Annotated in this window: 16 protein-coding genes; 9 read left to right on the top strand and 7 right to left on the bottom strand. The window is 72.8% G+C overall.

What is annotated here, in order from left to right:
* Positions 1-17: 17 nt before the first annotated feature.
* The 6 genes from ACFVT2_RS31275 (at position 18) to ACFVT2_RS31250 (ending at position 4,789) form a co-directional block, all read left to right on the top strand.
* Entirely contained in the window at positions 18-797 is a 780-nt protein-coding gene (locus ACFVT2_RS31275) for an exodeoxyribonuclease III (protein ID WP_390023278.1), read from the top strand.
* Positions 798-919: 122 nt separating this feature from the next.
* Complete coding sequence (locus ACFVT2_RS31270; protein ID WP_390023275.1) at positions 920-1,360, top strand: DUF6278 family protein; 441 nt, start codon at positions 920-922, stop codon at positions 1,358-1,360.
* Positions 1,361-1,469: 109 nt separating this feature from the next.
* Entirely contained in the window at positions 1,470-2,213 is a 744-nt protein-coding gene (locus ACFVT2_RS31265) for an amino acid ABC transporter ATP-binding protein (protein ID WP_390023273.1), read from the top strand.
* 13 nt (positions 2,214-2,226) lie between these two features.
* Positions 2,227-3,165 carry a glutamate ABC transporter substrate-binding protein gene (locus tag ACFVT2_RS31260; protein ID WP_390023271.1) on the top strand — a complete coding sequence of 313 codons (939 nt, stop codon included), beginning with the start codon at positions 2,227-2,229 and terminating at the stop codon, positions 3,163-3,165.
* A 119-nt stretch (positions 3,166-3,284) separates the two neighbouring features.
* Complete coding sequence (locus ACFVT2_RS31255; RefSeq protein ID WP_390023343.1) at positions 3,285-3,929, top strand: amino acid ABC transporter permease; 645 nt, start codon at positions 3,285-3,287, stop codon at positions 3,927-3,929.
* Positions 3,926-4,789 carry an amino acid ABC transporter permease gene (locus ACFVT2_RS31250; protein WP_390023268.1) on the top strand — a complete coding sequence of 288 codons (864 nt, stop codon included), beginning with the start codon at positions 3,926-3,928 and terminating at the stop codon, positions 4,787-4,789. The genes ACFVT2_RS31255 and ACFVT2_RS31250 overlap by 4 nt, the downstream gene beginning before the upstream one ends.
* Positions 4,790-4,948: 159 nt before the next feature.
* Here the strand turns inward: ACFVT2_RS31250 and ACFVT2_RS31245 are convergent, their stop codons facing one another.
* Together ACFVT2_RS31245 and ACFVT2_RS31240 are read right to left on the bottom strand one after the other, a co-directional pair.
* Entirely contained in the window at positions 4,949-5,404 is a 456-nt protein-coding gene (locus ACFVT2_RS31245; RefSeq protein ID WP_390023266.1) for a pyridoxamine 5'-phosphate oxidase family protein, read from the bottom strand.
* 125 nt (positions 5,405-5,529) lie between these two features.
* Positions 5,530-7,137: a CocE/NonD family hydrolase gene (locus ACFVT2_RS31240; RefSeq protein ID WP_390023263.1), complete on the bottom strand. Its 1,608-nt coding sequence runs from the start codon at positions 7,135-7,137 to the stop codon at positions 5,530-5,532.
* A gap of 239 nt (positions 7,138-7,376) precedes the next feature.
* Between ACFVT2_RS31240 and ACFVT2_RS31235 the strand changes: the two genes are divergently transcribed.
* Positions 7,377-8,231: a class I SAM-dependent methyltransferase gene (locus tag ACFVT2_RS31235; protein ID WP_390023260.1), complete on the top strand. Its 855-nt coding sequence runs from the start codon at positions 7,377-7,379 to the stop codon at positions 8,229-8,231.
* A gap of 123 nt (positions 8,232-8,354) precedes the next feature.
* Here the strand turns inward: ACFVT2_RS31235 and ACFVT2_RS31230 are convergent, their stop codons facing one another.
* Positions 8,355-9,173: an alpha/beta fold hydrolase gene (locus ACFVT2_RS31230; RefSeq protein ID WP_390023257.1), complete on the bottom strand. Its 819-nt coding sequence runs from the start codon at positions 9,171-9,173 to the stop codon at positions 8,355-8,357.
* Between the two features lie 132 nt (positions 9,174-9,305).
* Between ACFVT2_RS31230 and ACFVT2_RS31225 the strand changes: the two genes are divergently transcribed.
* Complete coding sequence (locus ACFVT2_RS31225) at positions 9,306-10,646, top strand: PLP-dependent aminotransferase family protein (RefSeq protein ID WP_390023254.1); 1,341 nt, start codon at positions 9,306-9,308, stop codon at positions 10,644-10,646.
* Between the two features lie 95 nt (positions 10,647-10,741).
* On the opposite strand, the gene ACFVT2_RS31220 is transcribed toward ACFVT2_RS31225, so the two are convergent.
* Both ACFVT2_RS31220 and ACFVT2_RS31215 read right to left on the bottom strand, forming a co-directional pair.
* Positions 10,742-11,608 (bottom strand): GyrI-like domain-containing protein, encoded by an 867-nt coding sequence (locus ACFVT2_RS31220; protein ID WP_390023251.1) that lies wholly within the window; start codon positions 11,606-11,608, stop codon positions 10,742-10,744.
* A gap of 123 nt (positions 11,609-11,731) precedes the next feature.
* Complete coding sequence (locus ACFVT2_RS31215) at positions 11,732-12,772, bottom strand: glutathione S-transferase family protein (protein ID WP_390023249.1); 1,041 nt, start codon at positions 12,770-12,772, stop codon at positions 11,732-11,734.
* 184 nt (positions 12,773-12,956) lie between these two features.
* Here ACFVT2_RS31215 and ACFVT2_RS31210 point away from each other — a divergent pair, with 184 nt between their 5' ends.
* The gene (locus ACFVT2_RS31210; RefSeq protein ID WP_390023246.1) at positions 12,957-13,886 is read left to right on the top strand and encodes a hypothetical protein; all 930 of its coding nucleotides are present in this window, start codon (positions 12,957-12,959) and stop codon (positions 13,884-13,886) included.
* Between the two features lie 111 nt (positions 13,887-13,997).
* On the opposite strand, the gene ligD is transcribed toward ACFVT2_RS31210, so the two are convergent.
* Positions 13,998-14,978, bottom strand: coding sequence for a non-homologous end-joining DNA ligase (gene ligD, locus ACFVT2_RS31205; RefSeq protein ID WP_390023244.1), 981 nt, complete (start codon positions 14,976-14,978; stop codon positions 13,998-14,000).
* Between the two features lie 511 nt (positions 14,979-15,489).
* Entirely contained in the window at positions 15,490-16,590 is a 1,101-nt protein-coding gene (locus ACFVT2_RS31200) for a calcium:proton antiporter (RefSeq protein ID WP_390023241.1), read from the bottom strand.
* Positions 16,591-16,623: the final 33 nt, after the last annotated feature.

Raw genomic sequence — 16,623 nt, 5'->3', positions numbered from 1 at the left:
GCGGTAGGTTTACAGACATGCGCATCGCGACCTGGAACGTCAATTCGATCACCGCTCGCCTCCCCAGGCTGCTGGCCTGGCTGGAGCAGTCCGGCACGGATGTGCTGTGCGTCCAGGAGACCAAGTGCTCCGACGAGCAGTTCCCCTACGACCAGCTCCGCGAGCTGGGCTACGAAGCCGCGGTCAACGCCACCGGTCGGTGGAACGGCGTCGCCCTGCTCTCCAAGGTCGGCCTGACGGACGTGGTCAAGGGACTGCCCGGCGGCCCGGAGTACGAGGGCGTCCAGGAGCCCCGCGCCGTCTCGGCGACCTGCGGCCCGGCCCGCGTCTGGTCGGTCTACGTTCCCAACGGCCGCGAGGTCGACCATGCGCACTACGCCTACAAGCTCGGCTGGTTCGAGGCCCTGAAGGCCGCGGTCGCCGAGGACGCGGCGGGCAGCCGCCCGTTCGCGGTCCTCGGCGACTTCAACGTCGCGCCGACCGACGAGGACGTCTGGGACCCGGCCGTCTTCGAGGGCCTCACCCATGTCACGCCCGCCGAGCGCGCCGCCCTGGGCGCCCTGCGCGAGGCCGGCCTCGCGGACGTGATGCCCCGCCCGCTGAAGTACGACCGGCCGTACACGTACTGGGACTACCGCCAGCTCGCCTTCCCCAAGAACCGCGGAATGCGCATCGACCTCGTCTACGGCAACGCGCCGTTCGGCAAGGCCGTCTCGGACGCCTACGTCGACCGCGAGGAGCGCAAGGGCAAGGGCGCCTCGGACCACGCGCCCGTGGTGGTCGACCTGGACGTGTGAGCCGGTCGTGCGCCGGCTGACTCCCCGGTGCGCCGGGGAGGCGCGTGGGGGCACCGAGGAGGCCCCGGCGATGTGCCGCGCGCCTGTGGCCGCGGCACGGGGGCGGGTGGGACCCTCGCACCATGAACCTGTCTTTCCTGGACAAGTGGCGTAGGCGCACGGACGTGGCCGGGTCGGTGCCGCTCGCCGAGTCGGTGCGCGCGGATCCCGAAAGCGTCGTCGAGCTGCTCTCCGAATGCGAGCTGCTGCGCGACCAGGCGGCCACCGCCGGGGTCGAACTCGACGACTCCGTACGGTCGTTGGAGGAACTCGACCAGCTCCAGCCGGTGTGGCGCGACGACCCGGAGGTGCTGCCCTGGCTCGGCAACGACGCCGGGCTCTACCTCGGCACCGTCGTGGTGCGCACGGTCCGCGACGCGGTCTGGTACGTCTGGCCGGACGGGCAGCCGGTGGTGCGGCTGGCATCCGGCCGGGAGGTCGACGTGGTGGCCGCCGGGCATGCCTGGGCCGACGACGGCGCCCCCGAGCTCTCCCAGGTCTACGCCGAGATCGCCGAGGGCTGACGCGCCGGGCCGATCGGTCCGCCCCCGCGCGTGTCACCGGCGAAGTGCCCCATTCGTACGGGTAGGTTGCGGTCTCTCCGCTGTACGGATGAGAGGGGCGGGTGCGTCCATGGCCGATGACGCGCTGATCGAGCTGCGCGGGGTCAACAAGCACTACGGGCCGTTGCACGTCCTCCAGGACATCGACCTCACCGTCGGCCGTGGCGAGGTCGTGGTGATCATCGGCCCCTCCGGATCCGGCAAGTCGACCCTGTGCCGGACCATCAACCGCCTGGAGCCCATCGAATCGGGCACCATCCTGCTCGACGGCGTACCGCTGCCCCAGGAAGGCCGGGCGCTGGCCCGGTTGCGCGCCGACGTCGGCATGGTCTTCCAGTCGTTCAACCTCTTCGCACACCGGACCGTGCTGGACAACGTGATGTTGGCGCCGATCAAGGTCCGCAAGAAGCGGAAGGAGGACGCGGAACGGCGGGCCCGCGAACTCCTCGACCGGGTCGGACTCGCCGCCCACGCCGACAAATACCCGGCACAGCTCTCCGGCGGCCAGCAGCAGCGCGTCGCCATCGCCCGCGCACTCGCCATGGAACCCAAGGCGCTGCTCTTCGACGAGCCCACCTCGGCCCTCGACCCCGAGATGATCAACGAGGTGTTGGAGGTGATGCGGCAGCTCGCCCGGGACGGCATGACGATGGTCGTGGTCACCCATGAGATGGGCTTCGCCCGCTACGCCGCCCACCGCGTGGTGTTCATGGCCGACGGCCGGATCATCGAGGACCGCACCCCGGAGGAGTTCTTCACCGCGCCGCGCAGTGCACGCGCCAAGGACTTCCTGGCCAAGATCCTCAAGCACTGAACGGGGCGCCGCGATGCCGCACCTTCCCACCCCGTCGTCCCGTCGCCGCCCGTCGCTGTTCGGTGCGCTCCTGCTGACCCTCCTGGCGCTGGCCGCGGTGGGCTGCGGCCGGCCCGGCAGCCCACCCGTCAAGGGCCCCAAGGCCGCTGACCTGCCCAGTTATCCGGTGGCCCGGAACTTCTCGCTGCCCGCCTCGCCGACCTGGACGGCCGCCAAGCGCCGCGGCCGGCTCATCATCGGCGTCAAGGAGGACCAGCCCTACCTCGGCGAACGGGACCCGGCCAGCGGGACCTACCGCGGTTTCGACATCGAGATCGCCAAGATGATGGCGGCCGCGCTCGGCTTCCCCGAACGCGCCGTGACGTTTCGCACCATCGCCTCCGCCAACCGCGAGACCGCGCTCCAGAACGGCCAGATCGACCTCTACGTCGGCACCTACACCATCAACGCCAAGCGCAGGCAGCAGGTCGGCTTCGCCGGTCCGTACTACCTGGCCGGCCAGTCCCTCCTGGTGCGCAGCGACGAGCACGACATCCACGGCCCGCAGGACCTGGCCGGCAAACGCGTCTGCTCGGCCGCCGGCTCCACCCCGTACCAGCGCATCGAGGCCGACTACCCCCGGGCCGTCCTGGTCGCCTACGACACCTATTCGGTGTGCGTGGACAACCTGCTGACCTATCAGGTCGACGCGGTCACCACCGACGACGCGATCCTGCTCGGCTACGCGGCCAAGGTGCCCGACCAACTGAAGGTCGTCGGCGCGCCGTTCTCCAAGGAGCCGTACGGCATCGGCGTGCGGCGCAGCGACCACGCGCTGCGGTTCGCGCTGGACGACGCGCTCGCCGCGGCGGAGCGGAACGGCACCTGGCAGCAGGCGTACCGGGGCACGCTCGGCGTGTCCGGGGTGCCGGCGCCGGCACCGCCCCCGATCAACCGCTATCCGGCGGGTTGAGCACCCGCGGCCGGCGCCGGACCGCGCACCCGGAACGACCGGACCACGACCGGACCACCCGGAAGGGCCGGACGGCCCGGAACGACCGGAACGATCAGGAACTGGAGCAGGGCCGAGCCATGAACGTCCTCCTCGACAACCTCTCCCTCTACGGGCGCGGTCTGCTGGGCACCGTGGAACTGACCGTCTACGCCGCCCTGCTCGCCCTCGCCCTCGGCTTCCTCATGGCGGCCTTCCGGGTCGCACCGGTCCGGTCACTGCGGGTCCTCGGCACGGCCTGGGTGACGGTGCTGCGCAACACCCCGCTCACGCTGCTGTTCTTCGCGGTGCTGCTGGGGCTGCCGCGTTTCGGCCTGGTGCTGCCCTTCACCGTCTTCGCCGTCCTGGCGCTGGGCTGCTACACCTCCGCGTTCATCTGCGAGGCGATGCGCGCCGGCATCAACACCGTGCCGGCCGGGCAGGGCGAGGCGGCCCGCAGTCTGGGCATGACCTTCCGGCAGACGCTCGGCCTGGTGGTGCTGCCGCAGGCGTTCCGCTCGGTCATCCCGCCGATCGGTTCGACCCTGATCGCGCTCGCCAAGAACTCCGCGATCGCCGGCTCGTTCAGCGTCGTCGAACTCCTCGGCGTCTACAAACCACTCAACGAGATGGGCTACGGCATCGTCTGGTCCTTCGTCTGGATCGCGGTCGGCTACCTCCTCGTGACCCTGACCATCAGCGCGGTCTTCAACGCGCTGGAGAAGCGCTACGGAGTCGCCCGATGACCACCGTCCTCTACGACCTGCCGGGCCCGCGGACCCGGCGCCGGCACCGGTACTTCGGGCTCGCCGGGACGCTGGTGCTGCTCGCCCTGGTCGGCTGGATCCTCGCCCTCCTCTTCCGCACCCACCAGTTCGCCGCGGCGAAGTGGACCCCCTTCACCTACGAGGGCATCCAGGAACTGCTGCTCACCGGAGTGGCCAACACCCTGCGGGCGTTCGGGCTGGCGGCGGTGGGGTCGCTGGTGCTGGGCGGGGTGCTGGCGGCCGGGCGGCTCTCCGTGCACCGGCCCCTGCGGTGGGCGTGCACCCTGCTGGTGGAGTTCTTCCGCGCCATACCGGTGCTGGTGATGATCTTCTTCATCTACGTCGCGCTGCACGCGGAGCCGCTGACCGCCCTGGTCAGCGGCCTGACGCTGTACAACGGTTCGGTGCTGGCGGAGGTCTTCCGCTCCGGCGTCAACTCCGTCGAGCGCGGCCAGGGCGAGGCCGCGTACGCGCTGGGGATGCGCAAGACCCAGGTGATGGCGCACGTGCTGGTGCCGCAGGCGGTCCGGGCGATGCTGCCGGCGATCATCTCCCAGCTGGTGGTCGCCCTGAAGGACACCTCGCTCGGCTTCCTCATCACCTACGAGGAGTTCCTGCACGCCGGCAAGCTCATCGCGTCCAACCTCGACTACGACCTGCCGTTCATCCCCGTCGTCATGATCATCTCGCCGATCTACATCGGGATGTGCATGCTGCTGTCCTGGTCGGCCACCTGGGTCGCCCGGCGGCAGCGGCGCAACCCCAAGGTCGAGGCGGGCGAGGTGGCGGCCCCGGAGCCGGCGACGCTCCAACAGGAGGACCACCGGGCACGGGGCTGAACGGGCGCCGCCCGGCGGCCCGTTCAGCGGAACCGGCGGGCCGTCCACGGGTCGGGCGCGGCGTGCCCGATCAGCTCCTGGTAGGTCTCGTCGCCGTGTCCCATGGCTGTGATCATGTCGGATCGGGAGGTTCCGGGCGTGCTGCGGAGAGCGGGGGCGTCAGATCCGCCAGACGCCGTCCCGCAGTAGTTCCCGCCCGGCGAGCTCGTTCTCCTCACGCCAGACCAGCAGGCGGTGCGGGGTGAAGCGGAGGTAGACCCATGAAGCGTGGCCGCGCGGGTTCCAGCCGAGCTTGACGGCGAGGGCGTCCGCCGCGTCCAGTGGCAGGGCGTCGTTGGCCAGGACCTCGACGGTGCAGTCGGCGAGCACCACGTCCCGGGTGGTCCCCAGCGCCACCCGGCTCTCCCCGCGGGAGGCGAGGTTGCGGGCGGTGGGGTTGGTGCCCTTGGTGGACATCACCAGGCGCTCGCGGTGCCAGACGAACGACAGCGGCACCAGGGTGGGTGCGCCGTCGGCGGAGGCGGACGAGACCCAGGCGTCCTCTTCCGTCTCCAGCAGTCGGAGGGCGTCCCGTTTGCGTTGTCCGGCGTCGCGGGGTGGGGGGAGAGTTCTCATGGCGGGGAGCGTAACGAGCCGGCTCCGCCCACCGCTTCGGGCGCGAGCCGTAGGGCGACGGTCGTAGGTCCGGACCGCCGCCCTACGGTTTTGGGTCTGTCCGATGGATCAGGGGCGGACAGCCCCTAGTCGCGGACCGGCACCGACACGAACGACGGGTCGTCCGCCGGAGAGGAGAACGCCAGTCGGGCGCCGGAGGGGTTCTGGGCGATGTAGAGCGGGTCGACGGTGTCCACGACCACCGCGAGCCGGTGCCCGGCGGGCACGTCGTAGGCGGTGGCGGAGAGGTCCAGGTCCATGCCGAACGGCCGGCCCGGGGTCTTGTCGTGGAAGGTGAACGGCGCGTGGGTGACCAGTTTGCCCAGGCCCAGCGGGCCGACGTCGTAGAGGTAGGCGATGGCGGTGCCGCTGGCGGCGGTGGGGGTCACGGTGGTGTGCAGGCGGGTGGTGCCGCGCACCCGCTGCCCGCTCTCGTACGGCGCGGACTGCCAGACGGCGGCGGCCGAGCGCGGCAGCAGCGGGATGGAGGCCATCGGCGGCAGCCGGAGGAACTGGTCCAGCATGCTGGAGAGGAAGATCAGTCCGCCGTCGGCGCCGGAGTCGATTCCGGTGCGGACGCGCTGGGTGCCGCCCAGGGCGATCCGGCGGTGTGCGGAGGGGACGTCCTGCCAGCTCTTGTAGCCCTCGTAGGCGCCGGTGGAACGGGACTTGAGGAGGACCGGCGACTCGCGGTCGATGCCGTTGTTCGCGCCGTGGAGGTAGTGGTCGAACCAGCGCTTGGTGTCGTTCCAGGTGTCGTTGGGCAGTCCGAGCAGGCCCAGTCCCTCGGCGGTGGCGTGGTCGCCGGGGCGGAACTCCAGCCGCTTGGGTCCCTTGAGCTTCTCGAAGAACGCCGCGTACTGGTTGGGCGGGAAGAGGGAGTCGCCCCAGGCGTTGCCGAGCAGGATCGCCGCCCCGTTGGCGTTGATCTGGTCGAGGTAGGTGGCCGGGGAGCGTTTCCGGCCCCACGCGATCATGTCCTTTTCCTTGGCCATGTTGGCGGTGAGGAAGTCCTTGAGGATCCGCTGGAGTTCGGGGCTGGGGCGCCCGGTCAGCGCGCCCGCGCCGCCGAGCATCGCCGCCGCCTGGAGGTGCGGGGTGCGTCCGCTGTAGATCGAGCCGATCAGGTCGGCCCAGCCGCTGAGTGCCGCGACCGCCTTGATCCGCTTGTCGGACGCGGCGGCCAGCAGGCTGATCCCGGCGCCGTAGGAGACGCCGGCCATGCCGACCTTGTGCGGGTCGGCGGGGGTGTGTGCCAGCGCCCAGTCGATGACCTTGGAGGCGTCGGCGACGTCCTGCGGTCCGGCGGTCTCTATCTGCCCGCCGGACTGCCAGAAGCCGCGCGAGTTGTAGCCGACCACGACGTATCCGGCGCCGGCCAGCTTGCGGGCCTGCGCCAGGTATTCGACCTGGGGCATCGCCCAGCTGGTGGGCAGCACGATCAGCGGATAGCGCCGGCTGCCGTCGGCGCCGGCCGGGGTGAAGACGTTCGCCTTGAGGGTGATCCCGCCCGCGCCGGTGATGTCGACGAACCGCAGGGTGGGGGAGTCCGTGGCCGCCGGCCGGGCGGTGGCCGCGGTGCGGGCCGGTGCCGGCGCGGCGCTCGCCGGGGCGCCGGTGAGGACCGTGGTGGCGAGCACCGCCGCGGAGACGGTGCCGATCGCGGCGCGCAGAGTGGTGCGGGAGGGCGTCATCTTCTGCTCCAGATCTCGACGCGAGCCGCACGGGACGCTGTCCTCAAGGACTTCAAGGACAGGAGGGGCGCCCGGCGGCTCGATGTGACTGGAGGGTAAGGTCCACTGCTTACCTCTGGTAACCCGTCGGTAGGTTACGGCTGGGTAACACCGGCGTGAGAGGGGAGAGTTCGGCACGCTCCGGGGCGTTGGCGGAGTGCACGTTACGGAACGAGGCGCGAGGGAAAGGCGGGACGAGCGTGACGGACGCGGGGGAGGGGCGGGTGCCCGAGGCGGCGCAGACGCCGTTCGACGCCAGCGAGCGACGGGCCTGGGCCGGCCGGGCCGCGGCGTACGCGGCGGGCTTCGGCCGGCTGTGCGCGTATACGGTGCCGCGGCTGCTGGACGCCGCCGGTGTCGGCGAGGGCACCCGGGTGCTGGACGTCGGCACCGGCACCGGCACCGCCGCGGCGGCGGCCTGCGCCCGCGGGGCCCGGGTGACCGCCGTCGACGCCGAACCCGACATGGTGCACAGCGCCGCGGCCACCGCCCCCGAGGCCACCGTCCGGGTCGCCACCCTCCCCCGACTCCCTTTCCCCGACGGCGCGTTCGACGCCGTCGTCGGGAACTTCGTGCTCAACCACGTCGGGCGGCCCGGCGCGGCCCTCGCGGAGTTGCGCCGGGTGACCCGGCCGGGCGGTCGGATCGCGCTGACCATCTGGTCCGCGCCGCCCGCACCGGGCCAGGCGCTCCTCGGCCGTGCGGTACGGGCGGCCGGTGTGCCCCGACCGCCGGACATCCCCGCCCTCGCACCCGAGGACGACTTCCCGCGCACCGAGGACGGCCTCGCGGAGCTGCTGCGCACCGCCGGCCGGCTGACCGGGGTGCGGTGCGCCACGGTGTCCTGGGAGCACCGCACCACGCCGGAGGAATGGTGGTGCGGCCCGGCGGCCGGCGTGGCGACCATCGGCCGGGTCGTCACCTCTCAGGGGCCCGCGACCGCCGAGCGGATCAGGCGCCGTTTCGTCGACCTGGCCGCCGAGTTCACCGCACCGGACGGGCAACTGGCCTTGCCGCACACGGCGTTGCTGGCGTCCGGGCAGGTCGGCGGGTAGTCGGGTCGCGGCCGGCGCCGATCGCTGGAGCGACGGCACGGTGCGGGGCCCCGGGCTCGGCCGCTAACAGGGCAGCTACGCCGCGCACGGACGGCCCGGCGCGGGCCGTTCGCCGGGGCGCGCTCAGCCCGCCGGCGTGACCGGGTCCGGCAGGGCGGCCAGGAAGTCCGCCAGTGCCGCGTTGAACTCCTCCGGGCGCTCCAGGTTCGGCATGTGACCGGCGTCCTGAATGACCGTCAGGCGCGAGCCGGGCACCGCCTCGTGGATCAGCCGGGCGTCGGCGACCGGGGTGAACTCGTCCTCGGTGCCCACCACGACCAGGGTGGGCACCGTGATCCGCGGCAGCAGCCCGGTGTAGTCCCGCCGCTCGGCCCGACCGCGCAGGGCGGCCGCGGCGCCCTCGGGGGAGGCGTTCCGCATCATCCCCAGGACGTGCTCGGCGACCGCCGGCAGCGCCGTGACGTTGGCCGGCGAGATCATTTTGGGCAGCACCTCGTGCGCGTACCCGGCCATCCCCTCGGTCAGGAGCCGCTGGGCGGTGCGCAGGCGCACCGCCCGGCCCGCCTCCGTGTCCGCCGCCGCGAAGGTGTCGGCGAGCAGCAACGCCCGGATCCGCTCCGGGAACTGCCGGTAGCACTCCATGACGATCTGCCCGCCCATGGAGAGCCCGCCCAGCACGCACCGTTCGATCCCGAGCTGGTCGAGCAGGTCGGCGATGTCCCGGGCGAAGGTCTCCAGGGGGGTCTTGCCGGGCACCACCGAACTGCCGCCGTAGCCACGGAGGTCCGGCGCGATCACCCGCATCCCGGCGCGGCCGAAGTGCGTGATCTGCGGGCGCCACATCGAGCGGTCGAAGGGGTGCCCGTGGACGAGCACCAGCGGCTCGCCGCTGCCCTCGTCCTCGTACTCCACCGTGATCCCGCCACATTGCACCGATGCCATAACACACCTCTCCTGGCCGCTCTGCCTGCGACCTTGCTGCATCCGGGGGTTGACGGACCGATGCTATGAGGAGCATTGTCTCGGCACAATAGGAACAATGTGCTCGGTGCAATGTCAGGGAGGGGAGCGCCTATGTCGGGGGACGACTACCGCGCCATCGCCGACGAACTGGCCGCGGCCATCGCGGCCGGCCGGCTCCGCCCGGGGGACCGGCTGCCGCCGCTGCGCCGGTTCGCCCAACGGCGGCGGATCGCCGACTCGACCGCGGCCCGGGTCTACCGCGAACTGGGCCGGCGCGGCCTGACGGTGGGCGAGGTAGGCCGCGGCACCTTCGTTCGCACGGCGCCCCCGGCGACCGAGCCCGCACTGGCCGAACCCGGCGGCCACCGCATCGACCTGGAGCTGAACTTCCCCGTCCTGCCCGGGCAGCCCGCACTCCTCGCGCGCAGCCTCGGCCAGCTGCTCCAGCAGGACGACGCGCGGGCCGCGGCGCTGCGCCCGGCCGGCGCCGCCGGCACCCCGGCCGCCCGACAGGCCGCCGCCGCACACCTCGCCCGGGCCGGCTGGGCCCCCGACGCCCGGCGGCTGCTCTTCGCGGGCAGCGGCCGGCAGGCCCTCGCCGCCGCCTTCGCCACCCTGGTCCCGCCCGGTGAACGCCTCGGCGTCGAAGCGCTCACCTTCCCCGTCGTCAAGGGCATCGCGGCCCGCCTCGGCATCACCCTCGTCCCGCTGGCCATGGACGAGCACGGCGTCACCCCCGACGCGCTGCGCGCCGCCGCCCCCCTGCGCGCGGTCTACCTCCAGCCCGCACTGCACAACCCGCTCGGCACCACCATGCCCGGCGCGCGCCGCGCGGAACTCGCCGCGACGCTGCGCGCGTTGGACCTGTACGCGGTCGAGGACGCCGTCTACGGTTTCCTCCGCCCCGACCTGCCGCCGCTCGCCGCCCTCGCGCCGGACCGCACGGTGCTCGTCGACAGCCTCTCCAAACGGCTCGCCCCCGGGCTGACCCTCGGATTCCTGGTGCCCCCCGACCGCAATGCCGCCCCGGACTTCGCCGCCGCGCTCCGCTCCGGTGCCTGGACGGCCGCCGGCTTCGCGTTGGAGGCGGCGGTCCGCTGGCTGGGTGACGGCACCGCCACCGCCGTCGAAGCGGACAAGCGCGCCGACGCGGCGGCCCGCCAGCGGATCGTCGCGGACCGCCTGGCCGGCCACCGGCTCCGCGCCGACCCGCACTCCTACCACTGCTGGTGGGAGCTGCCCGAGCCGTGGCGGGCCGACACCTTCGTGGCCGCGGCGGCCCGCCACGGCATCGCGGTCACCCCGTCCGGTGCCTTCGCCGTCGGCGCCGGCCACGTCCCCAACGCGGTCCGGCTGGCCCTGGCCTCCCCGCCCGTCGACGTCCTGTCCGACGCCCTCGACGTCCTGGCCGGGCTGGTCCGCCGCACCCCGGAGGACACCGGCGCGGAGTAGTGATGGTTACCAACTCCCCTCGGCGAAGGGGGAGTTCGTTACATCGAAGCGGTCCGGGCTCCGCCGCTCCCGTAGGCGCGGCGGAACCCGGTCCCTCACACCGGCGTCCGCTCCACCGGTATCCACAGCTCCGCGGTAGCCTCCGCCCCGTCCGACGTGATCCGCGTGCGCAGGATCTCCGGGCCGGGCCGGCTGCGGTACGGGTTCGACGGGAACCACTGGGCGAAGACGTCCGCCCACAGGCTCTGCAGCGCCTGCGGATACGGGCCGGTGTTCGCGAAGACCGCCCAGGTCCCGGGCGGGACGGTGAGCGCGTCCAGGTCGTCGGGCACCGGGACGTTCGTCACCACCGCGTGGTAGTAGTCGAGTTCGGTGCCCTCGGCGCGGCTCGGGTCGAGGCCGTCGCAGACCGCCACGATCCCCTCCGGGTCCTGGTCGGACAGCTCGTGGATCCGCCGCACCGTCTCCTTGCCCAGACCCTTGACGAACTCCGCGATGGCCGGGTTGACCCCCTCGTACACCAGCGGTACCCGGGCCTTCTTCCCGACCACCCGGAACTCTTCCTTCGCCACGATCCGGTACTCCATGGTGCTGCTCCCTTCGATGACGAGACGGAAGGCCATCCGGGGCTGGGAGCGCAGTGCCGCACCGGTCCGCCGGGCCTCGCCCGGGCCCACGCCGTGCAGTGCCCGGAACGCCCGGGCGAACGCCTCGCCCGAGCCGTAGCCGTACCGCACCGCGATGTCCAGCAGCGTCCGCTCGGCGGCCAGTACCTCGGCGCCGGCGACGGTCAGCCGCCGGCGCCGCAGGTACTCCGACAGCGGCATCCCGGCCAGCGCGGAGAACATCCGACGGAAGTGGTACTCCGACGTCATCGCGATCCGCGCCAGTTCGCCCGCCTCGACCGGACGGTCGAGATGGCGTTCGATGTGCTCCATGGCTTCGTTCAGCCGCTCCAGCACCTCGGTCTCCTTCCCTTTCGATCCCTCACGTTAGGGAAGGCCCACTCTGTCGGACCCGACAATCGGTGCCCGCTCCGGTCGGGTGGATCAGCGGATGGATCAGCGGATGGATCGGCGGATGGATCAGGGGCGCCCCGACGGCGGGACCTCCTCGCCCGGCGGGACCGGACCCGGCGGTGTGCCGTCGCCGAACGGCCGGCCGCCCAGCTCCTCGCGGTGGTGCGGGGTCAGCCAACCGGACAGGTCCGGGCCGAGCGGGACGATGCCGGTGGGGTTGATGCCGGTGTGCACCCGGTAGTAGTGCTGCTTGATGTGGTGGAAGTCCACCGTGTCGCCGAAACCGGGCGTCTGGAACAGGTCCTTGGCGTACGCCCACAGCACCGGGTCCTCGGCCAGCTTGAACCGGTTGCACTTGAAGTGGCCGTGGTAGACGGCGTCGAAGCGGACCAGCGTGGTGAACAGGCGGATGTCGGCCTCGGTGATCGTGTCGCCGACCAGGTACCGCCGGTCCGACAGCCGGTCGGCGAGCTGGTCCAGCCGCCCGAAGAGCACGTCGAACGCTTCGTCGTACTCGCCCTGGCCGGTGGCGAAACCGGCCCGGTACACCCCGTTGTTGACGTCCCGGTAGACGTCCGCCATCACGGCGTCGATCTCCGCGCGGTGCGCCGGTGGGTAGAGGTCGGGCGCGCCGGGTCGGTGCAGCGCCGTCCACTCGGTCGCGAAGTCCAGGGTGATCTGCTGGAAGTCGTTGGTGACCAGCTGCCCACTGGGGACGTCCACGAGTGCGGGGACGCTGACGCCGCCGGGGTAGCCGGTCTCGCGGGCGTCGTACGCCTCGCTGAGGAAGCGGATGCCGAGGACCGGGTCCCGGCCGCCCGGGGCGAGGGTGAAGCGCCAACTGCGGTCGTCCTGGAGGGGGTCGACGACGGCCAGCGACAGGGCGTCCTCCAGGCCGAGCAGCCGTCGGGAGATCACCGCGCGGCTCGCCCAGGGACAGGCGCGGCTGGCCACCAGCCGGTAGCGGCCGGCCGCCACCGGCCAGCCGTCGCGGCCGTCGGCGGTGACGCGGTCGGCGAAGTGGCTCCGGGAGCGCTTGAAGGGCCGGTGGCCGTAGGCGGGGTTGCCGTCGTCGCCGGGGGCGGGGGCGGAGTCGGGGGCGGGCATCGCCGGTTCCTTCCGTCGAGGTCGAGGGGCGGTGTCCCGAAATACCTTCCCGCGGCGCCGGGGGATTCTCCCGGTGCGTCAGCCGCCCGGCGCACGGTGAATCCTGACGGAATGTCCGGCAGTTGCACGGAAATCGAAATCCCCAACTCACCGGTAATTGGCGGAATTCACCTATCATCGCCCGATGATCAAGAAGGCAATAGGTGTGGCCCTCGTCGGCGTCGCGTTGCTGGCGCCGACGACGGCCACCGCACAGGAGCGGCATCCGGCCCCCGCGACGCACCCCGGCGCGACCGACTGGCAGCGGGTCGGGGACGGCATCACCGCCGGCATCAGCGGCCTGGCCGTCGAGGACCGGCACGGCGCCGCGATCGACGTCGTCGGCGTCCGCGACAACAAGAAGCCCGGCCAGAACCGGCTGGTGGCGATAGGTCTCCGCCCGGGCGCCGCGCCGCGGGTGCGGCCGCTGGACTGGGCCGGCGAGCTGCCGGTGGACCTGGAGGCGATCGACGCGGTCCCCGGCCGGCCGCACGAGTTCGTGGCGCTGGCGAGCGGCGGCACCGCCTACCGCGTCGTCCGGGAAAAGGACACCGTGCGGGTGCTCGGCACATTCCGGCTGCCCGGCATTTCCCCGGATGCCAATCACGAGGGATTCGCGCTCCTCGTCGTCCACGGGAAATACGTCGCGGTCTGGGCGGATCGCGGCCAGGACGACCGTCCGGCGACGCTGTCGGCAGCCGAGTGGAATCCGGCGGACAACTCCTTCGGAAAGCCGGTATCGGCGGAATTCCGGGCGCCGTACCCGACGGAGCACGTCCGGCACGTCTCGGATGTGAAGCTCGCCGCCGACGGCCGGCTGACCGTGTCGTCGGCATCCGACCCGGGCGACGACGGCCCGTTCGCCTCCGCGCTCTACGATGCCGGTCGGGTCACCGTCTCCCGGGACGGCCGCATCCGGCTGACGGTGTCCGACCGGCCGCACCGGCTCGCGACGGTCTCCGGACACAAGGTCGAGGCGCTGGCCTGCCTGCCGGGCTCCCGGGACGGGATCCTCGGCTCCGACGACGAGAACGCCGGCGGCTCGGTCGCCGTCACCCGGTTCTGCCGCCCGTGACGGCACCGGGCCGCCGGTGAGGCGACCCGTCCGGTAGCCACGGCCGTGCCGTCCCACGGTCGTCACCCGCCGCGGCGCGCTCCACCGCTCGGCCGGCCCGGTCGGGGCGGCTCAGCCCAGCCGGGTCAGATCGGGCCGCAGTCGGTGCCAGACGGGATGCCGGATCCGGCCCGCCGAGGTCCAGCCGCTGAAGGCGATCTCGGCCACCAGCCGGGGCTCCGCCCAGTGCACCCCCGTCAGGTCCACGGGGTTGACGAACGGCGAGCGGTCCAGCGGGATCACGCTCAGGTAGTGCGCCAGTTCCCGCCGCTCATGGTCGGAGAGTCCCGACCCCACCGCCCCCACGAACCGCAGCCCGCCCGGTTCCGCCACGCCCGCCAGGACCGACCCGGGCAGTCCGCCGAGTGCCCCGTGCCCCTCCGTCCAGCCGCCGATGACGACGTCCAGCGTCTCCACGTACTTGGTCTTGACCCAGTCGGGTGAGCGCACCCCCGGCAGGTACGGCGAGGACAGCCGCTTGGCCATCACGCCCTCCAGGCCACCGCGCAGCGCCGCCTCCCACGCCCGGTCGCCGTGGCCGGCCAGGTACCCCGGCACCGACCAGTTGGGTCCGGCCAGACCCAGTCCCGTCAGCACCGCCCGCCGCTCGTGGTACGGCGCGTCCAGCAGCGACCCGCCGAGGTACATCACGTCGAAGAGCACCAGCTGAACGGGCAACTCCATCGCCAGCCGGGCGGTGCGGCGCGGGTTGAGCACGCCCATCCGCCGCTGCAACAGCCCGAAGTCGGGCCGTCCGGCGGGGTCCAGCACCACCACCTCGCCGTCCAGCACCGCGGGCCGCCCGCGCAGCTGCTGCCCGAGCGGGCTCAGTTCGGGGTAGGTCGTGGTGGCGTCGTTGCCGGCCCGGGTGACCAAGCGGACCGTGCCGTCGCCCGGTGCGTTGACCAGGCACCGGGCCCCGTCCCACTTGGCCTCGAACGCCCAGTCGGTCTGCTCGGGCTCCGGCGGCAGCGGCCCGAGCACGGCCAGCATCGGCCGGATCACGGGATACGGGGGTGGGGTCGCGCCGCCGCCCCCGGGGGTCGAGGCCATACTCCGATGATCGGCGGAGCCGGTGGTCCCCGCAGGACGGGCCGCGGCGGCCCGGGAAGCGATCGCGCCACCCCTTCCGGATCCACCGCCGGCAGCGCGTGACCCCACCGCAGCAGGACGACGACCGCACGATGACCACGTCACGATGGCCACCACGTCGTGATGACCGCGTCACGGCGACCGCGGTACGGCGGGCACGGTACTCGGGGGAGCGAGACGGAGGGGGCGGCCGCGGGCGTACGGGGCGGGACGCCGTCGTACCGGGCACAGAAGAGGGGGGAAGCCCCGGCCGGACGGGGGAACCCGGCCGGGGCAGATCGAGGGGCGCGGCCCATTGGGCGCGCTGCCAATTGAACGATAAACCATTGTTGGGCGTTCCGGGGCCCGGGGTGACCGCTCTCACGTGCCGCCCACCGGCCCGGCCGGGGCGGCACGGGACGAGGTCCTTGGTGCCGTCCGCAAGGGCCGGACCGCCGGCACTCTCGTTCAGGGGCTGACCGCCGGCAGGCCGTCAGGGGCTGACCGCCAGCACGAGGTACGCCGCCAGCAGCGTCAGGTGGACGCTGCCCTGGAGCACGGTGGCCCGGCCGGGCACCACCGTCAGGGTGCCGACGACGACGGTGAGCGCCAGCAGCACCATGTGACTGGCGCCCAGCCCCAGGATGAGCGGGCCCTTCAGCCAGATCGTGGCCAGCGCGACCGCGGGAATCGTCAGGCCGATGCTGGCCATCGCCGAGCCCAGCCCGAGGTTGATGCTGGTCTGGATCCGGTCCCGACGGGCCGCGCGGACCGCCGCGATGGTCTCCGGGAGCAGCACCAGCAGCGCGATCACCACGCCCACCACGGACGACGGCAGGCCGGCCGCGGCCACCCCGGACTCGATGGTGGGCGAGACCGCCTTGGCCAGCCCCACCACCGCGATCAGCGCCAGCACCAACAGCCCAAGGCTGCCCAGCGCGGCCCGGCGGGTCGGCGGGTCGGCGTGGTCCTCGGTGTCGATCACCTCGCCGGCCGTGGTCACCGGCAGGAAGTAGTCCCGGTGCCGGATGGTCTGGGTGGTGACGAACAGGCCGTACAGCGCCAGCGCGGCGAGCGCCGCGAAGATCAGCTGCGGACCGGAGAACTGCGGCCCGGGCGTGGTGGTGGTGAAGGACGGCAGTACCAGGCTGAGCCCGGCCAGCGTGGCGACCGAGGCCAGCTCCGCCCCGGTGCCCTCGGCGTTGAAGACCGCCACCCGCCGCTTGAGCGCACCGATCAGCAGACAGAGCCCGACGATGCCGTTGCAGGTGATCATGACGGCCGCGAAGACCGTGTCCCGCGCCAGCCCGGCGCTCTTCTCCCCACCGTCGACCATCAACGTGACGATCAGCGCCACCTCGATGATGGTCACCGCGACCGCCAGCACCAGCGACCCGAACGGCTCGCCCACCCGGTGCGCGATCACCTCAGCATGGTGCACCGCGGCCAGTACCGCCGCGGCCAGGAACAGCGACACCACCGCCACCAGTGCCGTCGGCAGCGACCGCCCCCAGATCAGGGCCAGCAGCACCACCGCCACGACCGGCAGCGCACCGGCCCAGTGCAGCAAGGGCGTACGCGGGCGGGGGGTCATGCCCCCGAGCTTGGCAGAGAAGTCGGGCGCCCG

This window comes from Streptomyces sp. NPDC058000, from assembly GCF_042886435.1.
GTDB lineage: Bacteria > Actinomycetota > Actinomycetes > Streptomycetales > Streptomycetaceae > Streptomyces.
Note: the sequence above shows the minus strand (reverse complement) of the source record. Positions and strands in the feature narration are given on the sequence as shown.